Here is a 14,902-nt window from a genome sequence, read left to right on the forward strand (position 1 = left end):
AGGGGTATATACCCCTCTGTTCTTGGTTTAAAAACAAGAAAATAATGACGCCACCGGCAAGGCGCCGCCGGCTTTTTAGCCGCGCAGCAGGGCCAGCACGCCGTTTGGCAACTGGTTGGCCTGGGCCAGCATGGCAGTGCCAGCCTGCTGCAGGATCTGGCCGCGCGTCAGATTCGCCGTTTCCGTCGCAAAGTCGGTGTCCTGGATACGGCTGCGCGCAGCTGACAGGTTTTCCGAGGTCGTGTTCAGGTTGTTGATGGTGGCAGCGAAGCGATTCTGCAAAGCACCGAGCGAGGCGCGGCTGTTATTAATGGTGGTCAGCGCAGCGTCGACAACGGCCAGGGCGTTGTTGGCGCCTTCGGTGGTGCTGACGTCAATCGTCGACACGGCCGACAGTTGCGATGCGTTTGGCGTGGTGGCGGCGAACAGGCTGCCGGCCACGCTGGTGCTGACGGTGTAGCCGCTGCTGCTGCCGAACTTGACCTGGCCCCCGACGGTCGAGCTGTCATTGCCGGCCGGGACCAGGGTGGCTGCCGCACCCACTGCTGGCGTGGTGCTCAGCGAGGAGAAAGCGTCACGTCCGGTCAGGTCGATGGTGCCGGTGGCGCCGGCGGTATTGTTGAAGTTGGCGATCTGGATGTCTTCACCTTGCTCATTGCGCAAGGTGATGCTGGCGCCGCTGCCGATGGCGAAGATGCCGGTGTTGGCGGACTGCGCATTGATCGCGGTGGTGATCGCCGACAAGTCAGTCACGCTGGACACCGTGGCGCCGATGGCGACCGGGGTGCCGTTGGAACCCTTCAATTCGAAGGTGATGGTGCCGGCAGCAGCCAGGCCCGACAAGGTTGCCTCGGTAGCGCCCTGGGCGGTCACGCCTGTGGTGGACGAGGTAGCGTTGATGGCCGTGGCGACCTTCAGGGCGGAATCACCGTTGCCGATGGTGGCGGTGGCGCTGGTGCCGTTGCCAGCCACCGTAATGACCTGGGCCACCACGCGGTTGACGGCAAAGCCGGTTCCTGCGCCCGTGGCGACGCCACTCGAGGTGGTGTCTGCAAGTGCTGCCTGCGATTGCAGGTTGTTGCTGCCGATGTCAGAGCCCTTGGCGCTGGCAATGCTGATGGTGATGGTCTGGTTGGCATTTGCGCCGACCTGGAACTGGGCTGCTGCCAGCGTGCCGTCGAGCACATTCTGGCCGTTGAACTGGGTGGTATTGGCAACGCGGCTCAGTTCCTGTTTGAGCTGGGCAACTTCGTTTTGCAGCGAAGCGCGGTCGGATGCGGAATTGGTGCCGTTGGCAGCTTGTACGGCCAGCTCGCGGACACGCTGCAACAGGTCGCCGGACGTCTGCAGGCCGCCTTCTGCGGTCTGGGCCAGCGAGATACCGTCGTTGGCGTTGCGTGATGCCTGGTTCAGACCGCGGATCTGCGACGTGAAACGCTCCGAAATTGCCAGTCCTGCGGCGTCGTCTTTCGCGCTGTTGATGCGCAGGCCGGACGAGAGGCGTTGCAGGGAAGTCGACAAGGCGCCTTGCGACTGGTTCAGATTGCGCTGGGAATTGAGGGAAGCGATGTTGGTGTTGATCGATGCGGCCATTTTAAATCTCCTGACGGGGTATTACCGGGTGGGCTACCTTGCCCTTGCTGACCTTGGTCTGCCTCTTGCGTTCCGAGACAATCAAACCGTGGTTGTTTCTGGTAACGGAGGCACGTCGGAAAAAATGAGCGCACAAAATCAGGCGAAATGGGCGGAGTAGCCATTTCGGCATGCCGAAAACGCGGTCCTTGACGACCGATCTTCAGCTTTCATTACCGAGAATAGAGGGGTAATTGCCCCTCTGTTCTTCGTTTAAATAGTTGGGGCCGAGCGCTGCCGCAGCCCAAAAAAGGCCTCCATCGCCCTCGCACAGGGCCGAAGCCTAGACAAAAGCACATCGCGTGCATTTGCCTGCCCATGCGGCAGCCACGCCCATCCGGGCGTGCATTTTTCGCAGCGCAGCAAGCTGCGGCTGCGGGGATTGCCGCATTCGATTTCATAACGGCGTAAATGGCAAAGCGCTGAAGGGAAGGCTGCACTTATTTTTGCCATGCAACTTCCACGCGCTGCCGACTGCTATGATCCGTCGCTGCGGACGATTGATCAGGAGATGCAATGAGTTGTGTAATGCGGGTGTGGGGTGTGGACCTGGATGTGCATGCGATGCTGACAGAGATCACTTTGCCCGTTGATCGCGTGTGGACCAAAGGCGAGCTACGGTTTGGTACGAAGCTGCATGACGATGCCGGCGCGACCGTGATTGTCAGTGATGCTGAATTCGAGGAGTTCGACTTGCAGGCAGAAGATGCACAGGCATTCCTGCATGCGAATCATGCTGCGCTGGTGAAGCTGGCTATGTATTCAGGCGTTGAAGGCGTCGTGTTCGATTTTGGCGTTACCACTCCAGAGGGAAAAATGACGCAATCTTCTTACCTGTCGCCCACGTTGATGCAGCTGGCATCCAGTGCGGGAGTCGGCATCACGATTTCTCATTATCCGTGCAGCGACGACGAAGATTAATGCCCTGTTAGGCGCCGTCCTTCTTTTTGATCAGGCCAGCCAGCGCGGCGAACGGATTATGGGTTGCGGCTTGCACCGGTGCCGATTGCAGCCCCTGGCCACGGTCTGCTTCCAAGTAACGAGAATGCTCGTTATCGTGGCAATACAGGCATAGCAACTCCCAGTTGCTGCCGTCGGGCGGATTGTTGTTATGGTTGTGGTCGCGATGATGCACGGTGAGTTGCGAGACATTGGCATGCGTGAACTCGCGCATGCAGCGCCCGCAAATCCAGGGGTACATTTTGAGCGAGCGCTCACGGTAGCCTTGTTCACGCGTGTCGGCGGCGCGGCGTGCGTCGGCCACGATTTTGTCAAGTCGGGCGGCGTCCGGTTTTTTTGTCTGCATGGGGTCGGGCAATTCTGCTATGTTATCTCGTGGAAGATTTCAGGCGATTCGCCCTGTTTGCATCATAGCAGAGGCACACGCGGTGCAATCCGGCGCACTTCGCGCCGGAGGCGCCAATTTCTACGGATCGAGCCATTTTGAAGACCTTACGCTTGCACGTATTCTGGTGCTTGACCGCCAGCCTGTCTTGCCTTGCCCAGGCTGAACCGAGGCATACGTGCTTTCTGGAATAGAAGCCCCTTATGAACTCTGGCATGCCAAAACTGACTCCTGATGCGTTTCGTATAGCGCTACGGCAAGGCCGCGGTTCAGCTCTGATGCACGTCATGGACCATGGACTGGAGGGCGTTGAAGAACTCGTCCTTAAGGCATGCCTTGAAGAACAAGCGTATGACGCGCAATGTGAGGGTCACAGGGCACAGTGGCTTTACCGAATGTTCAAGAGTGCGTCGGAATTCGAATTTTTGCGCCGGCGGATCATCACCGAATTGGGCAACATGTCAGAGGACAGTAGTGCGGAGCAGTTGTGTGAGTTAGCGTGTTTGATGGCACAGGACGGAGATCATGAGGCTGGGGTGGCTTTACGTTCGTTTGTGTGGGCACAAGACTTCAAAGGCGAAGGCTTGGGCTCCCCAGTATTCGGCTGTCATGCAGTCGTGTCGATTGACGGGGTTGCTGCGCTGAGCGAGATAGCGCGCCGATATGGGCGGGTTCTGCTCAATGAACCAAGCGCATTCCTGTTCACTTGACGAGCTCACTGACGATGTGGACGCATACAAGCTGGCATTCAGCCACCTGACGCGCCTGGCCGCAACCGATTCTGCGATTGCTGCGTATGTTCAGCGCGAACAGCAGGATATCGACCAGCGCCTTGCAATTGCTCAGGAAGGCGCTGCCGAAAAGGCGGCGCGTCAGGACCGGACCCGTGCAGAGATTCAAGCCCAGTTTTCAGTTGATCAGGTGCTCGCTGCAGCAAAAAGGCGTGAAGGGTCGAAAGGAATATACGTTCGGTTCGGACGGTGGTGTAGCGATGAGTCGCTCGCCATTGTGCTTGAACAGTTGACGATCGAAGTAGATATCGAAGCATGCCTCCGGCTGCTCTGGGTTTTTCGTCGTGCGGCGCTCCCGACTGTTCCAGAACGTCTTTGGGTTTTGGCTACGGACGATGATGCACGAATACGCGATGCCGCTCTGACGGCATTGGCGCAAGCGGACGATCCCGTGGTGGGGGAGTTCGGTCGAACTTATTTAGCAAAACGCACGTTCGTTGTTGACGACGCAGCGGCAATCGAATTGTTTTCCAAGCATTACAAGGCTGGTGACGAGCGGCTGATCATGGATGCCCTGAACAGCCTGTCCCCGGATGAAGCAGAAGCCCACGACGTTGGCATGAGTATCCGTGCTTTCGCTAAACACAATAAGTCGACATCGGTCGCAGGTATCCTGGATTGGCTTTACCGCACTAACCCATGTACGATTTGCAGGGCTGATGCCGTTCGAATACTGCTCGAGATGAATAGCCTTTCTGCGGCCGCGGCACTGGAATGCCGATTTGACGCCAGCAGTGAGACCCAGGCCCTGGTGGAGTAGGCGACCGAATCATGCGCAGCGGCCAGGTGCGCTGTTGAATGGCAGCTGGGCAGAGGCAGTTGGCTTTTATTTAAATTAACGCCAGAATGCTACTTTTACTTCCTCTTCGGTTCTGCGACCAAGCGCCCGATCCATGAATCGCACCAATATGAACCGATATTTTTTTGCATGCGCCCTAATTGTCCTGAGTTCCAATGCATGGGCCGACCAACCGCCGTCCTGGCAGCCTTTCTCGGTCAAGTCGGAAAACGCGAAGTTTGTGGCAACGGTGGCGCCTCAAGACGAGGAAAAGCCAGCGCTGCCATGGGAAAGCGCATACCGGATCGAAGTGCGTTCGGTCGAAGGTGATCAGCCCGGCCCCGCGGTCTGGAACCGCCGCTACGCCTTCAGTGGCTATGAAGGCGGCCTTCTTTCGAACGACGGCGTTTTTTGTGTATGTCGATTATTGGTATCGTCACAGCGCTGCGGCGGTCGTCATTTACTCAAAGGCCGGGTCTTGTTACCTGACCGGTGAGCAGCTCGGGCTGAAAGAGCGCAGTCTCCAAAAAACGGCGTCGCATCGCTTGTGGCTAAATGGCGAATCCAAGTTCGTCGAATTACAAGGCAAGACTGTGGCGTTGCTCGTGCCGACGGTTCAAGGCGAAAAAACGATTACGCTTGCACCAACAGTCTCATTTAACGGGGCAGCGTGCGTTGCCACCCGTGGTTCTAAATGAAAAGGCATAAATCGAGGAATAGATCTTTGTGAACAAACAGGGGCTGTCTGCTGGAGGATGTGAAGTACCTGACATCGCGGGCACTGCTGTCAAAGACACGTGCTCCACCGAGTCAGTAAGCACACTGCGTCCGATGAGGCAAAGTTGATGAAGGGCCCAAAAGCTGGCGAAGAAGCGTTCTTGTCCCGGCCGCCCCTGGCGGCTACTTTGTTCTGTCTGCTCGCTTTGGCGATGGCGGTGACAGTCTTCGCTTTCGGGAATTTTTCAAGCCTCGCCGTGTTACCCAACTCTGAAATTCGCATCCTCAACAATACGAACTCCGCTCTTTACAAAATCGTCGTCAATGGTCAAGCCTACGGTGATCTTCAGCCAGGAAAGGCAAGTGGGTATCATAATATTCAGCCAGCCTATCGGTTTGCCAATATTAGTCTGATTGCGGGCGCCAGAAAAATCCAGCTAACGCCCGACGACTATGTCGGAGAGGCGCCTCTTGGACATGGGAAGTTTAGTTATGTGATCAAGGCTGTCGGCGAAGACCACATTGACGTTATACTTGCGATCGACTAAGACAGAGGGTAATGATGGGCAAAAGCCGATTGGAAGCATTCAGCGATGGCGTTATCGCGATCATCATCACCATCATGGTCCTCGAGCTCAAGGTGCCGCATGGCGACACGTTCGACACTCTATGGCCACTGGCGCCGGTGCTGCTCAGCTATGTGCTCAGCTTCATCTATGTCGGGATCTATTGGAATAACCACCACCACCTGATGCACGCTGTGAATCACATCAGCGGCGGCGTCCTGTGGGCTAATCTGCACTTGCTGTTCTGGCTATCGCTAATTCCCTTTGTCACGGGCTGGATGGGGGAAAACCATTTTGCGACCATGCCGGTGGCGGCCTATGGCGTGGTGCTGTTCATGTGCGCGGTGGCGTACTGGCTGCTGGTGCACTGTCTGACCGGTGCGGGCAGCGGCAACAAGGCACTGGCGCAGGCCATTGGCGGAGATAGAAAAGGGGTGCTGTCGCTGCTGTTTTATCCGACCGGGGTGGGGCTGGCTTTTGTACATCCGTGGCTGGGGTTTGCGGTTTATATTCTGGTGGCGGTGATCTGGTTTATTCCGGACCGGCGCATTGAAAGTAGCCTGTCTAAATAAGCGCTGCCGGCTGACGGCAAGCGTTTGGCTGCGCAGCCGTGGGATGGCCCCCCGCCTGCGCGAGGGCGATGTGGGGGCTGCTCAGAGGGCGATGTGGGGGCTGCTCAGCTCGCCACGACGACCCGGTTTTTGCCCGTCTTCTTGGCCTCATACATCGCCTTGTCCGCGCGTTTGACCAGCGCCCCCTGATCCTCGTTCGGCTGGCGTAGCGCCACCCCGGCGGAGAAGGTGATCAGCACTTTCTCGTTATCATGCAAGAAGAAGTGCTTGGTCAGTTCACGCTGCAAGCGCGTCATCGTCTGCGAGGCTGCGTCCACGGTGGTTTCCGGCAGCAGGATCAGGAATTCCTCGCCGCCGTAGCGGGCAATCACATCCATCGAGCGCAGTGTTTCCTTGACGATTTTGACCAGGTGCTTGAGTGCCGCGTCACCCGCCTGGTGGCCATACGTATCGTTCAGGCGCTTGAAGTCGTCCAGGTCAAGCAGGGCGATGCACAGAGGCGTGCCGCGCCGGTCCGAGCGCGCGGTTTCGCGTTCGAACACATCGTCCAGACCACGGCGGTTGAGGCTGCCCGTCAACTGGTCTTCGCGCACCAGTTCGCTCATGTGCTGCAGCTTCGCTTCCAGCGCGTGAATGCGCTGTTCGGCTTCCTGCACTTCCTGGCGCGCCAGGATCATGCGGTCGCGCGACTGCAAGGCTTCAGTCTGAATGTTGCGCGTTTCGCGCAGCAATTCATCCATAATTTCGTTGAGCTCGGTAATGTCCTTGGCGTGACCAATGCGCTCGGACAGGCCGCCAATCTTCTCGTGGTAGTCGCCCGTGGAGGTAGCCACCGAACCGAGCCGGTCGATGAAGGTCATCATCATGTTCTTGACCGTGACCTTCACGTCCGACAGGCTGTGCTTGAGCTGGCCCTGCTTGTAGATCACTTCCTTCAGGCTGCGCGTGGCTTCTTCCAGCGCGCGCGGATCGATCGGGCCGGAGATCAGTTCTTGCACAACGTCGACCTGGCCGCGCAGCCAGCTGTCTTCATCGAGCAGTTCCGAGACGTTTTCAAGCAGGAGCTTGAACAGGCGCATCAGCAGCTCCTGTTGCTCTGCCAGGTCGCCCGTTTTGATTTCAATCCGGTAGCACAATTGTTTGAGACGTGCCGACACATCGGCCAGCGACGCTTCGTCCTGGATGACTTTGAGTTCGGAGCCAAGCGCCTCGGCCTCGGCCACCAGTTCCGGTGAACCTTCGAGCAGGGAGGCCACCGCAAAGTTCAGGCTGCGCGCCAGCATTTCACGCAGTTGCTTGGTGTCGGGCGCTTCGGCTGGCGCCGCCAGTTCAATCGTGTTCGTCTTGCGGAAATGCTTCTCGACGAACTGGTTGAGATTGCGGGCGTAGCCTTCCCAGTCGGCAGCCTTGGCGGCGCGCTGGAAGCGGCGGCCATATTCGGCCAGTTCGCCCGGTTGTTCGATGAGCTTGGCGGCGAAGTCGGCGAGCAAGGTTGTGGCGCCATCATCGACCGGAGCGGACGCTTCGGCCGGCTCGGCAGCGACCGGCGCAGGCACAGGCTCCTCGATGCCAGCGATCTGGTTGTAGATGATGGTGTAGTTTTGCGGCGTCGGTGCGATCCGCTGGACGGCCAGGCGCTTGAATGCCTCGCGTGCGATCTCTGCCGGATTTTCCGGCGGCGAACCGGGCGCTTTGGTGGTGGACATGGGGACCGATAACCTTGTTCAAATTACGCTAGTGCCACCATCATAAGCCAACATTCAGCGCAGCATTCATTGAATAAAAGCATTAAAAAAGACTTACCTTTAAGCATTAACTAACATGCTGCGCCTTGTGGTCATTCAATCAACTGGTTCTTGATGGCGTAGTGAGTCAATTCGGCACTGTTTTTCAGTTTCATCTTCACCAGCAAGCGGGCGCGGTACTCGCTGATTGTCTTTACCGAGAGTGATAACTCTTCGGCAATAGCGCTCACGGTCTTGCCGGAGGCGATCATGGTGAGGGTCTGGTATTCGCGGTCGGACAGGCTGTCGTGCAGCGGCTTTTCGCGGTCGTCGCCCAGGGCGCTGGCCAGTTCCTGCGCCAATGCTGCGCTCACATATTTTTGTCCGGTGGCCACCTGGCGGATCGCGGTCACCAGTTCGCGCGGTGCGCTCTGCTTAGTCAGGTAGCCGGATGCGCCTGCTTTGAGCGAGCGGATGGCATATTGGTCTTCACGATGCATGGACAACATCAAGACAGCAATCTCCGGATGTTCCTTCTTCACTTGCTTGAGCACGTCAATACCGCTGCGGTCAGGCATCGAAATATCGAGCAGCATCACGTGGCACTTGGACTTCGGGAACAACTTGATCGCATCGAGCCCGTTTTCCGCCTCGCCGGCGACGATGATGTCGCGCGATTCGGCCAGGATCTGTTTCAAGCCCTCGCGCACGATCGCGTGGTCGTCGGCGATGAATACTCGGATGGTTGCTTTTTCGCTCATTGGTGCTGCTTGCTCGGTTCGGTTACGGCATCCATTATCGTCCCTCTTGGTGCCGCCAGCCTAATTTTGATGGTGACCCGTGTGCCGCCGTGGGCACCGTCGGACAGCACCATGGTCCCGCCCAAGGCCCGCGCGCGTTCGTTCATGCCGCGCAGCCCAAATGATTGCGGCTTGGTGCGGTCGCTTTGAATGATGCCAACGCCATTGTCTTCAATCGTCAGCGTCACGTGCTGGCCCGAGCGGGTCAATCCCACCTGCACCGCGCTCGCGTGCGCGTGCTTGGCGATATTCGTCAGCGCTTCCTGGAAGATACGGAACAGCGCAGTCGCGTGATCCAGACTGAGTTCGATTTCCTTTTCGCTGGAAAGGAAGGTGCAGCTGATGCCGTTCTGCTTTTCAAATTCGCGGCTCTGCCACTCCAGTGCTGCAACCAAGCCCAGGTCCAGCATGGACGGACGCAGGTCGAGCGAGATGCGGTGAATGGCCTCAATGGTGCGGTCGACCAGCGCGTCAACATAGTCGGCCCGTTCGCGCAGCTGGGGCTGGTCTGGCGGCAAGCGCTTGGTCAGCATCATCAGGGCCATCTTGATGGCAGTCAGGTTGCCGCCCAGATCGTCGTGAATCTCACGCGCGATGCGGGTGCGTTCCTGTTCCTTGACTTGTTCGATGTGGGCCGTCAGTTCGGCCAGGCGGGCGCGCGAGCGGATCGTTTCCAGCTGCTCGAGTTTGCTCGCGGTGATATTCGACATGATCCCTTCCCAGTACACCGTGCCCGGTGGTTCGGGCAGGGCGCGCGGGGTCGAGCGCAGGTTGATCCATTTCTGGTCGTTGTATTCCTCGCTCCAGATGCGGCCTTCCCAGTTCCAGCTGCTCAGCGCGGCGGCGGAGGCGCGCATGGAATCGAGATAGCCTTTGCGGTCGTCCGGCATGATCAGTTCGAGGAAGCGGTGCGGGTGGCGCTGCAGTTCACGCGCCGTCAAGCCCAGCAGGGCAGAGCAGCCTTCGCTCAGGTAGGGAAAGTCGACGCTGCCGTCCGCGTACATGATGAACTGGTACACCAGTCCCGGCGTGTTGCTGACAATGGCCTGGGGAACGTCGGCGAAAGAGGAGGGCGCAGTGCTCATCGGATGTCGGCAAGGGGACGATGTTTTGAATCATACGGGAAAAACGTGCCGCTCGGCAGCGCTGTTGCGCGCACTCGACAAGGTACACTGGCGGGATGAAAAAACTGTTCCTTTCCTTTTTGCTCCTGCTGGCGCTGCCCATGGCTGGCCGCGCTGCCGATCCACGCTTTACCGTCGTTACAGTCGATCCGGCGCAGCAGCAATTACAACTGTTTCTCAATGACGAGGCTGGCGCGCCATTCAAGGGTTTTGCGCGCCTGGACGCATGGCTGCAGGGGCGCGGCCAGCAGCTGGAGATTGCGTTCAATGCCGGCATGTACCACGCGGACTTCACGCCCGTGGGCTTGCTCGTGCAGGACGGAAAACAAATGGCGCCGCTCAATCAGGACGACGGCAAAGGCAATTTCTTCCTCAAGCCCAACGGGGTATTCCTGCTGGATGCGAAAGGCGCGCAAGTGATGACCACGGCTGCTTATGCGCGCGGGGTGAAAAATGTGCGCCTGGCAACGCAGTCCGGGCCGATGCTGGTTATTGACGGCGAAATCCACCCTGCATTCAATCCAGAGTCTATTTCGCGCTATGTGCGCAATGGCGTTGGCGTGGCGGACGGCAAGGTGATGTTTGTGATCAGCAACCACCCGGTCACGTTCTACGAGCTGGCCGCCTACTTCCGCGATACGCTGCATTGCAAGAATGCCCTGTATTTTGATGGCTCGATTTCCAGCATGTATTCACGGACACTGAATCGGGCTGACGCCGGGGCACCGCTGGGGCCTATCATCGGCGTGGTTCGCGATCAGGGGAAATGATACGCGCCCGTGCGTATCGAAGTCACAACGGTATCGCCCGGACAGGACGCCTGCGCGCCGTTACAATGAAGGCATGAATAAAGCATTTGTCAAAGAGTCGGACAACGATGACGACGAGGAAGCCACCGCCCTCGCGCAGGCGATTCCTGCCGGCGCGAAAAATTACATCACCCCGGCCGGCTACCAGCGCATCAAGGACGAGCTGCTGCACCTGATCGATGTCGAGCGGCCCGAAATCGTCAAGGTCGTGCACTGGGCCGCCTCAAATGGCGACCGCTCCGAAAACGGCGACTACATCTATGGCAAGCGCCGCCTGCGCCAGATCGACGGACGCATCCGCTTTCTGACCAAGCGCATGGATTCGGCCGCTGTGGTCGATCCCAGCGTTCACTTTGGCAATGACCAGATTTTCTTTGGGGCGACTGTAAGTTACAGCAACGCGGCAGGCGAAGAGCATACCGTGACCATTGTCGGCATCGACGAACTCGATCCCCTCAAGGGCAAGATCAGCTGGGTTTCGCCCGTGGCGCGCGCGCTCACCAAGGCGCGCGAAGGTGATCTGATCACGCTGCAAACGCCGCTCGGGCCCGAAGAACTGGAAGTGTTGAGCGTGAGCTATCCGCCGCCGTCCGGGGACTGATTTCAAACTTCAAGCGAGTTGCCGATGTCGATTGCCCATAGCAGTCTGAATCACTTCCTGCGCGTTCCCCTTGCTGCCGAGGTACATTCGCGCCCGTCGCTGCGTCTGCACAGCGCAGAAACCCTGACCCATCTTGCCGTGTATCAGCGCAGCGATCTGGGCGTGCAGGGCGCCCACGCGCCATTCCAGCACGTACTGCTGACCGCGTTGTGCCAGCACTTTGGTGTGGCCGGTCCCCATCTTGACGCCAAATATTTTTTCCATGACTTCGGCGCCTTCCGCCTGCAATGGGAAGCGCACACCGAGTTTGCCACCTACACGTTTGCCGAGCAACGCAGCGTGGCGCCGCCCCTGGCGCGCGCCTTCGACCAGGTGCCGCTGCGCCACATCCCGGAAAAGTGGCTGCATGGCTTGAACGGCACCGTGATGGCGGCCACCCATCTGACCTTGCTGCAAGACGAGGCGCCGCTGGAAGACATGCGCGAACTGTTTGGCGGCAATTTGCTGGTGGGCACGGACAGCCAGAGTTTTGCCCGCGTCTGGACCGATTTTGCGATTGCGCCCGACGGTTTCGGGCGCGTGGTGGTGCAGGATCTGGGCATGCTGTACCAGCAGGCCGGCCGCCTGGTTCAACGCGTGCTGGAAATTGAAACGTACCGCATGATGGCGCTGCTGGGCCTGCCGCACGCGCAGCAGGCGGCGCCCGTGCTGAACGCCATCGAAACCGAACTTGCGCGTCTATCGCTTGGCATGAACGACACCAAGGCGGCTGGCATGCCCGACGGCCCGGACGATGAAAGCGCGCTGCTGCAGGAAATTACCTCGCTGGCCGCGCGCATGGAGAAGCTGGCGCTGGAGAACAGTTACCGCTTCGCGGCCTCGAAAGCGTATTACGCGCTGGTGCAGGCGCGCATCGACGAGCTGCGTGAAACGCGCATCCCCGGGGTGCCGACCATTCGTGAATTCATGGACCGGCGCCTGGCCCCGGCCATGAACACCTGCGAATCGATGGTACGGCGCCAGCAGGCGCTGGCCGAACGGATCGGGCGCACCAATGACTTGCTGCGCACCCGTGTGGGCATCGTGCAGGAGCAGCAGAACCGGCGCATTCTGGAGTCGCTCAACACGCGCGCAGCGCAGCAGCTGCGCCTGCAGCAGGCGGTGGAAGGCTTGTCGGTGGTGGCAATCTCGTATTATTCTATTGGGCTGGTCAGCTATGCCGGCAAGGCGCTCAAGGCAGCCGGCGTGCCACTCAATCCCGATGTACTCACGGGGGTGATGATTCCCGTGCTGGTGGTGGCAGTGTGGCTTGGGCTGCGGCGCATGCACCGGCAGGTACACAGCTGACCGAAACATGACTTGAATCCGTCAGGCGCAGGGCGCCGTATACAGGTCGAGACCACTAATTTACCGAGACCTTATGCCGCGCCTGTTGCCCATTGTGCTGTGCCTCGTACTGCCCCTGGCGTGTGCCGAAGGCGGCGAACGGCTGCCATCGGTGGTCGTCAGCGCGTCGCGCACCAGCGGCATTGGCGTGAGCGACTCGGCCAGTGCCGGTGTGGTCACGCTGCAGCAGCTTGAAGCGCGCACCGTCTACCGGCCGGCCGAACTGCTGGAAGTGACGCCCGGTCTGATCGTCAGTCAGCATAGCGGCGAGGGCAAGGCCAATCAATTCTATCTGCGTGGTTTCAATCTTGATCATGGTACCGACTTGCGCACCACGGTTGATGGCATGCTGGTCAACCAGCGCAGCCACGGGCATGGCCAGGGCTGGACCGACCTGAATTTCATGATCCCCGAACTGGCCGAGCGGCTCGACTATCGCAAGGGACCATACCGTGCCGACCAGGGTGACTTTGCCGCCGCAGGCGCGGTGGCGGTGCAGTATGCCGATGAACTGGGCGAGGGTCTGGCCAGTGTTGGCGTGGGCCAGAACGGTTTTCGACGCGCGCTGCTGGCCAATTCACCGCACATGGGCGCGGGCCACCTGCTGTACGCGCTTGAGCTGTTTCACAATGATGGCCCCTACACCCGGGGCGACGATTTCAACAAGGTCAACGGCGTGCTGCGCTACAGCCAGGGCGATGCCGTCAATGGTTTCAACATCACGGGCATGGCTTACAAGGCCAGCTGGAATGCGACCGATCAGATTCCGTTACGGGCCGTGGGCGATGGGCGTCTGGGCCGCTTCGACGGGGTCGATGGCACCGATGGCGGCAAGTCGAGCCGCTACAGCGTGTCCGGCGGCTGGCACGGCAAGAGTGCCGCAGGCGCGTCGAAGGTGGAAGCGTCGCTGGTGGCGAGCCGGCTCGACCTTTATTCCAACTTTACCTACTTCCTGGATGATCCGGTCAATGGTGACCAATTCAGCCAGCCCGACCGGCGCGTGACGGCTGCCCTCAATGCTGAACACCGCTGGGGCGAGCAGCGCATCGGCCTGCAGGTTCAGAACGACGATATTCACAATGGCCTTTACAACACGGTGGCGCGGCGGCGCTTGTCGACCACGCGCGAGGATCATATTGTCGAAACCAGCGCTGCCCTGTTTTACGAACGCGAGTCACGCTGGACACCGTATTTGCGTTCGGTGGCCGGCGTGCGCGCCGATGCTTACCGCTTTGATGTAGACAGCAACCTGGCGGCAAATTCAGGTACCCGCAACGCGAGCCGGGTCAGTCCGACGCTAAGCGTGATTCTGGGGCCGTGGCAAAAGACCGAGCTGTATCTGAATGCCGGGCGCGGCTTTCACAGCAACGATGCGCGTGGCACGACCTTGCGCATCGATCCGAAAAGCGGCGAGGCGGCCGATACCGTCACGCCGCTGGCGCGGGCCACCGGCCTGGAACTGGGCATGCGCACCGAAGCGCTGCGTGGGCTGCAAAGCACACTCTCTCTGTATCGCCTGGACGTCGATTCGGAGCTGGTCTTCGTGGGTGACGCCGGTACTACCGAAGCGGGGCGGCCGAGCCGTCGTACTGGTGTCGAGTTTTCCAACTACTACAAGCCTAACCGCTGGATGACCATCGACGCCGACCTGGCGTTCGCGCGCGCGCGTTTTCGCGACAGCGATCTGGCCGGCAATCGGATTCCGGGGGCGGTCGAGGGCGTCGGTTCAGTGGCGCTGGCCGTTGACCATATTGGCCCCTGGTTTGGCGCGCTGCAGTGGCGCTATTTTGGTCCGCGACCGCTGATTGAGGACAACGCGGTCCGTTCTGGGGCCACTTCGACCATCAATGGGCGTATTGGTTACCGGCTCAGCGGGACGCTGCGGCTGGAACTGGAGGGCTTCAACCTGGCCAACCGGCGTGCTGCCGCCATCGACTACTTCTACACTTCGCGCCTGGCTGGCGAGGCCGCTCCGGTGGAAGACATCCATTTCCACCCCATCGAATCACGCTCGTTCCGTCTGACGCTCAGCTCCACCTTCTAACGCGCCCCCACAT

15 protein-coding genes are annotated in these 14,902 nt (G+C 59.5%); 10 read left to right on the forward strand and 5 right to left on the reverse strand.

Annotated elements, in window-relative coordinates; all coding sequences use genetic code 11:
* Window positions 1–75 precede the first annotated feature (75 nt).
* Complete coding sequence (locus tag BUC24_RS02660; protein WP_073212526.1) at window positions 76–1,593, reverse strand: flagellin N-terminal helical domain-containing protein; 1,518 nt, start codon at window positions 1,591–1,593, stop codon at window positions 76–78.
* A gap of 555 nt (window positions 1,594–2,148) precedes the next feature.
* Between BUC24_RS02660 and BUC24_RS02665 the strand changes: the two genes are divergently transcribed.
* The gene (locus BUC24_RS02665) at window positions 2,149–2,553 is read left to right on the forward strand and encodes a hypothetical protein (RefSeq protein ID WP_143167363.1); all 405 of its coding nucleotides are present in this window, start codon (window positions 2,149–2,151) and stop codon (window positions 2,551–2,553) included.
* A 7-nt stretch (window positions 2,554–2,560) separates the two neighbouring features.
* On the opposite strand, the gene BUC24_RS02670 is transcribed toward BUC24_RS02665, so the two are convergent.
* The gene (locus BUC24_RS02670) at window positions 2,561–2,938 is read right to left on the reverse strand and encodes a YajD family HNH nuclease (protein WP_073212528.1); all 378 of its coding nucleotides are present in this window, start codon (window positions 2,936–2,938) and stop codon (window positions 2,561–2,563) included.
* Window positions 2,939–3,192: 254 nt separating this feature from the next.
* On the opposite strand from BUC24_RS02670, the gene BUC24_RS02675 reads away from it, so the two are divergent.
* The 5 genes from BUC24_RS02675 to BUC24_RS02695 all read left to right on the forward strand — a co-directional run bounded on the left by BUC24_RS02675 (window position 3,193) and on the right by BUC24_RS02695 (window position 6,401).
* Window positions 3,193–3,687, forward strand: coding sequence for a hypothetical protein (locus BUC24_RS02675; RefSeq protein WP_073212529.1), 495 nt, complete (start codon window positions 3,193–3,195; stop codon window positions 3,685–3,687).
* Window positions 3,659–4,528, forward strand: a complete 870-nt coding sequence (locus BUC24_RS02680) for a hypothetical protein (protein ID WP_073212530.1) — start codon at window positions 3,659–3,661, stop codon at window positions 4,526–4,528. The genes BUC24_RS02675 and BUC24_RS02680 overlap by 29 nt, the downstream gene beginning before the upstream one ends.
* A gap of 133 nt (window positions 4,529–4,661) precedes the next feature.
* Complete coding sequence (locus BUC24_RS26525; protein WP_143167364.1) at window positions 4,662–5,042, forward strand: hypothetical protein; 381 nt, start codon at window positions 4,662–4,664, stop codon at window positions 5,040–5,042.
* Between the two features lie 349 nt (window positions 5,043–5,391).
* Window positions 5,392–5,811, forward strand: a complete 420-nt coding sequence (locus BUC24_RS02690; RefSeq protein WP_073212532.1) for a hypothetical protein — start codon at window positions 5,392–5,394, stop codon at window positions 5,809–5,811.
* A 14-nt stretch (window positions 5,812–5,825) separates the two neighbouring features.
* Window positions 5,826–6,401: a TMEM175 family protein gene (locus BUC24_RS02695; protein ID WP_073214682.1), complete on the forward strand. Its 576-nt coding sequence runs from the start codon at window positions 5,826–5,828 to the stop codon at window positions 6,399–6,401.
* Window positions 6,402–6,505: 104 nt separating this feature from the next.
* Here BUC24_RS02695 and BUC24_RS02700 read toward each other — a convergent pair whose 3' ends face one another.
* The 3 genes from BUC24_RS02700 to BUC24_RS02710 form a co-directional block, all read right to left on the reverse strand.
* Window positions 6,506–8,107 (reverse strand): GGDEF domain-containing protein, encoded by a 1,602-nt coding sequence (locus BUC24_RS02700; protein WP_073212533.1) that lies wholly within the window; start codon window positions 8,105–8,107, stop codon window positions 6,506–6,508.
* Between the two features lie 131 nt (window positions 8,108–8,238).
* Window positions 8,239–8,886 (reverse strand): response regulator, encoded by a 648-nt coding sequence (locus tag BUC24_RS02705; RefSeq protein ID WP_073212534.1) that lies wholly within the window; start codon window positions 8,884–8,886, stop codon window positions 8,239–8,241.
* A complete protein-coding gene (locus BUC24_RS02710) occupies window positions 8,883–10,010 on the reverse strand; it encodes a sensor histidine kinase (RefSeq protein WP_073212535.1) in 1,128 nt (375 codons plus the stop codon). The genes BUC24_RS02705 and BUC24_RS02710 overlap by 4 nt, the downstream gene beginning before the upstream one ends.
* 95 nt (window positions 10,011–10,105) lie before the next feature.
* Between BUC24_RS02710 and BUC24_RS02715 the strand changes: the two genes are divergently transcribed.
* The 4 genes from BUC24_RS02715 (at window position 10,106) to BUC24_RS02730 (ending at window position 14,889) form a co-directional block, all read left to right on the forward strand.
* Complete coding sequence (locus BUC24_RS02715; RefSeq protein ID WP_073212536.1) at window positions 10,106–10,819, forward strand: phosphodiester glycosidase family protein; 714 nt, start codon at window positions 10,106–10,108, stop codon at window positions 10,817–10,819.
* A 73-nt stretch (window positions 10,820–10,892) separates the two neighbouring features.
* Window positions 10,893–11,459: a transcription elongation factor GreB gene (greB, locus tag BUC24_RS02720; RefSeq protein ID WP_073212537.1), complete on the forward strand. Its 567-nt coding sequence runs from the start codon at window positions 10,893–10,895 to the stop codon at window positions 11,457–11,459.
* 24 nt (window positions 11,460–11,483) lie between these two features.
* The gene (locus BUC24_RS02725; protein WP_073212538.1) at window positions 11,484–12,806 is read left to right on the forward strand and encodes a DUF3422 family protein; all 1,323 of its coding nucleotides are present in this window, start codon (window positions 11,484–11,486) and stop codon (window positions 12,804–12,806) included.
* 73 nt (window positions 12,807–12,879) lie between these two features.
* Entirely contained in the window at window positions 12,880–14,889 is a 2,010-nt protein-coding gene (locus tag BUC24_RS02730) for a TonB-dependent receptor (RefSeq protein ID WP_083598659.1), read from the forward strand.
* The last annotated feature ends 13 nt before the right edge of the window (window positions 14,890–14,902 follow it).

The organism is Massilia sp. CF038 (genome assembly GCF_900129765.1).
Classification (GTDB): Bacteria; Pseudomonadota; Gammaproteobacteria; order Burkholderiales; family Burkholderiaceae_D; genus Telluria_A.

Coding starts and splice junctions, on each gene's coding strand:
- BUC24_RS02710 (WP_073212535.1), bottom strand. CDS start 10,010: ATGAGCACTGCGCCCTCCTCTTTCGCCGACGTTCCCCAGGCCATTGTC.
- BUC24_RS02725 (WP_073212538.1), top strand. CDS start 11,484: ATGTCGATTGCCCATAGCAGTCTGAATCACTTCCTGCGCGTTCCCCTT.
- BUC24_RS26525 (WP_143167364.1), top strand. CDS start 4,662: ATGAATCGCACCAATATGAACCGATATTTTTTTGCATGCGCCCTAATT.
- BUC24_RS02730 (WP_083598659.1), top strand. CDS start 12,880: ATGCCGCGCCTGTTGCCCATTGTGCTGTGCCTCGTACTGCCCCTGGCG.
- BUC24_RS02675 (WP_073212529.1), top strand. CDS start 3,193: ATGCCAAAACTGACTCCTGATGCGTTTCGTATAGCGCTACGGCAAGGC.
- greB (WP_073212537.1), top strand. CDS start 10,893: ATGAATAAAGCATTTGTCAAAGAGTCGGACAACGATGACGACGAGGAA.
- BUC24_RS02700 (WP_073212533.1), bottom strand. CDS start 8,107: ATGTCCACCACCAAAGCGCCCGGTTCGCCGCCGGAAAATCCGGCAGAG.
- BUC24_RS02670 (WP_073212528.1), bottom strand. CDS start 2,938: ATGCAGACAAAAAAACCGGACGCCGCCCGACTTGACAAAATCGTGGCC.
- BUC24_RS02715 (WP_073212536.1), top strand. CDS start 10,106: ATGAAAAAACTGTTCCTTTCCTTTTTGCTCCTGCTGGCGCTGCCCATG.
- BUC24_RS02690 (WP_073212532.1), top strand. CDS start 5,392: ATGAAGGGCCCAAAAGCTGGCGAAGAAGCGTTCTTGTCCCGGCCGCCC.
- BUC24_RS02695 (WP_073214682.1), top strand. CDS start 5,826: ATGGGCAAAAGCCGATTGGAAGCATTCAGCGATGGCGTTATCGCGATC.
- BUC24_RS02705 (WP_073212534.1), bottom strand. CDS start 8,886: ATGAGCGAAAAAGCAACCATCCGAGTATTCATCGCCGACGACCACGCG.
- BUC24_RS02680 (WP_073212530.1), top strand. CDS start 3,659: ATGAACCAAGCGCATTCCTGTTCACTTGACGAGCTCACTGACGATGTG.
- BUC24_RS02665 (WP_143167363.1), top strand. CDS start 2,149: ATGAGTTGTGTAATGCGGGTGTGGGGTGTGGACCTGGATGTGCATGCG.
- BUC24_RS02660 (WP_073212526.1), bottom strand. CDS start 1,593: ATGGCCGCATCGATCAACACCAACATCGCTTCCCTCAATTCCCAGCGC.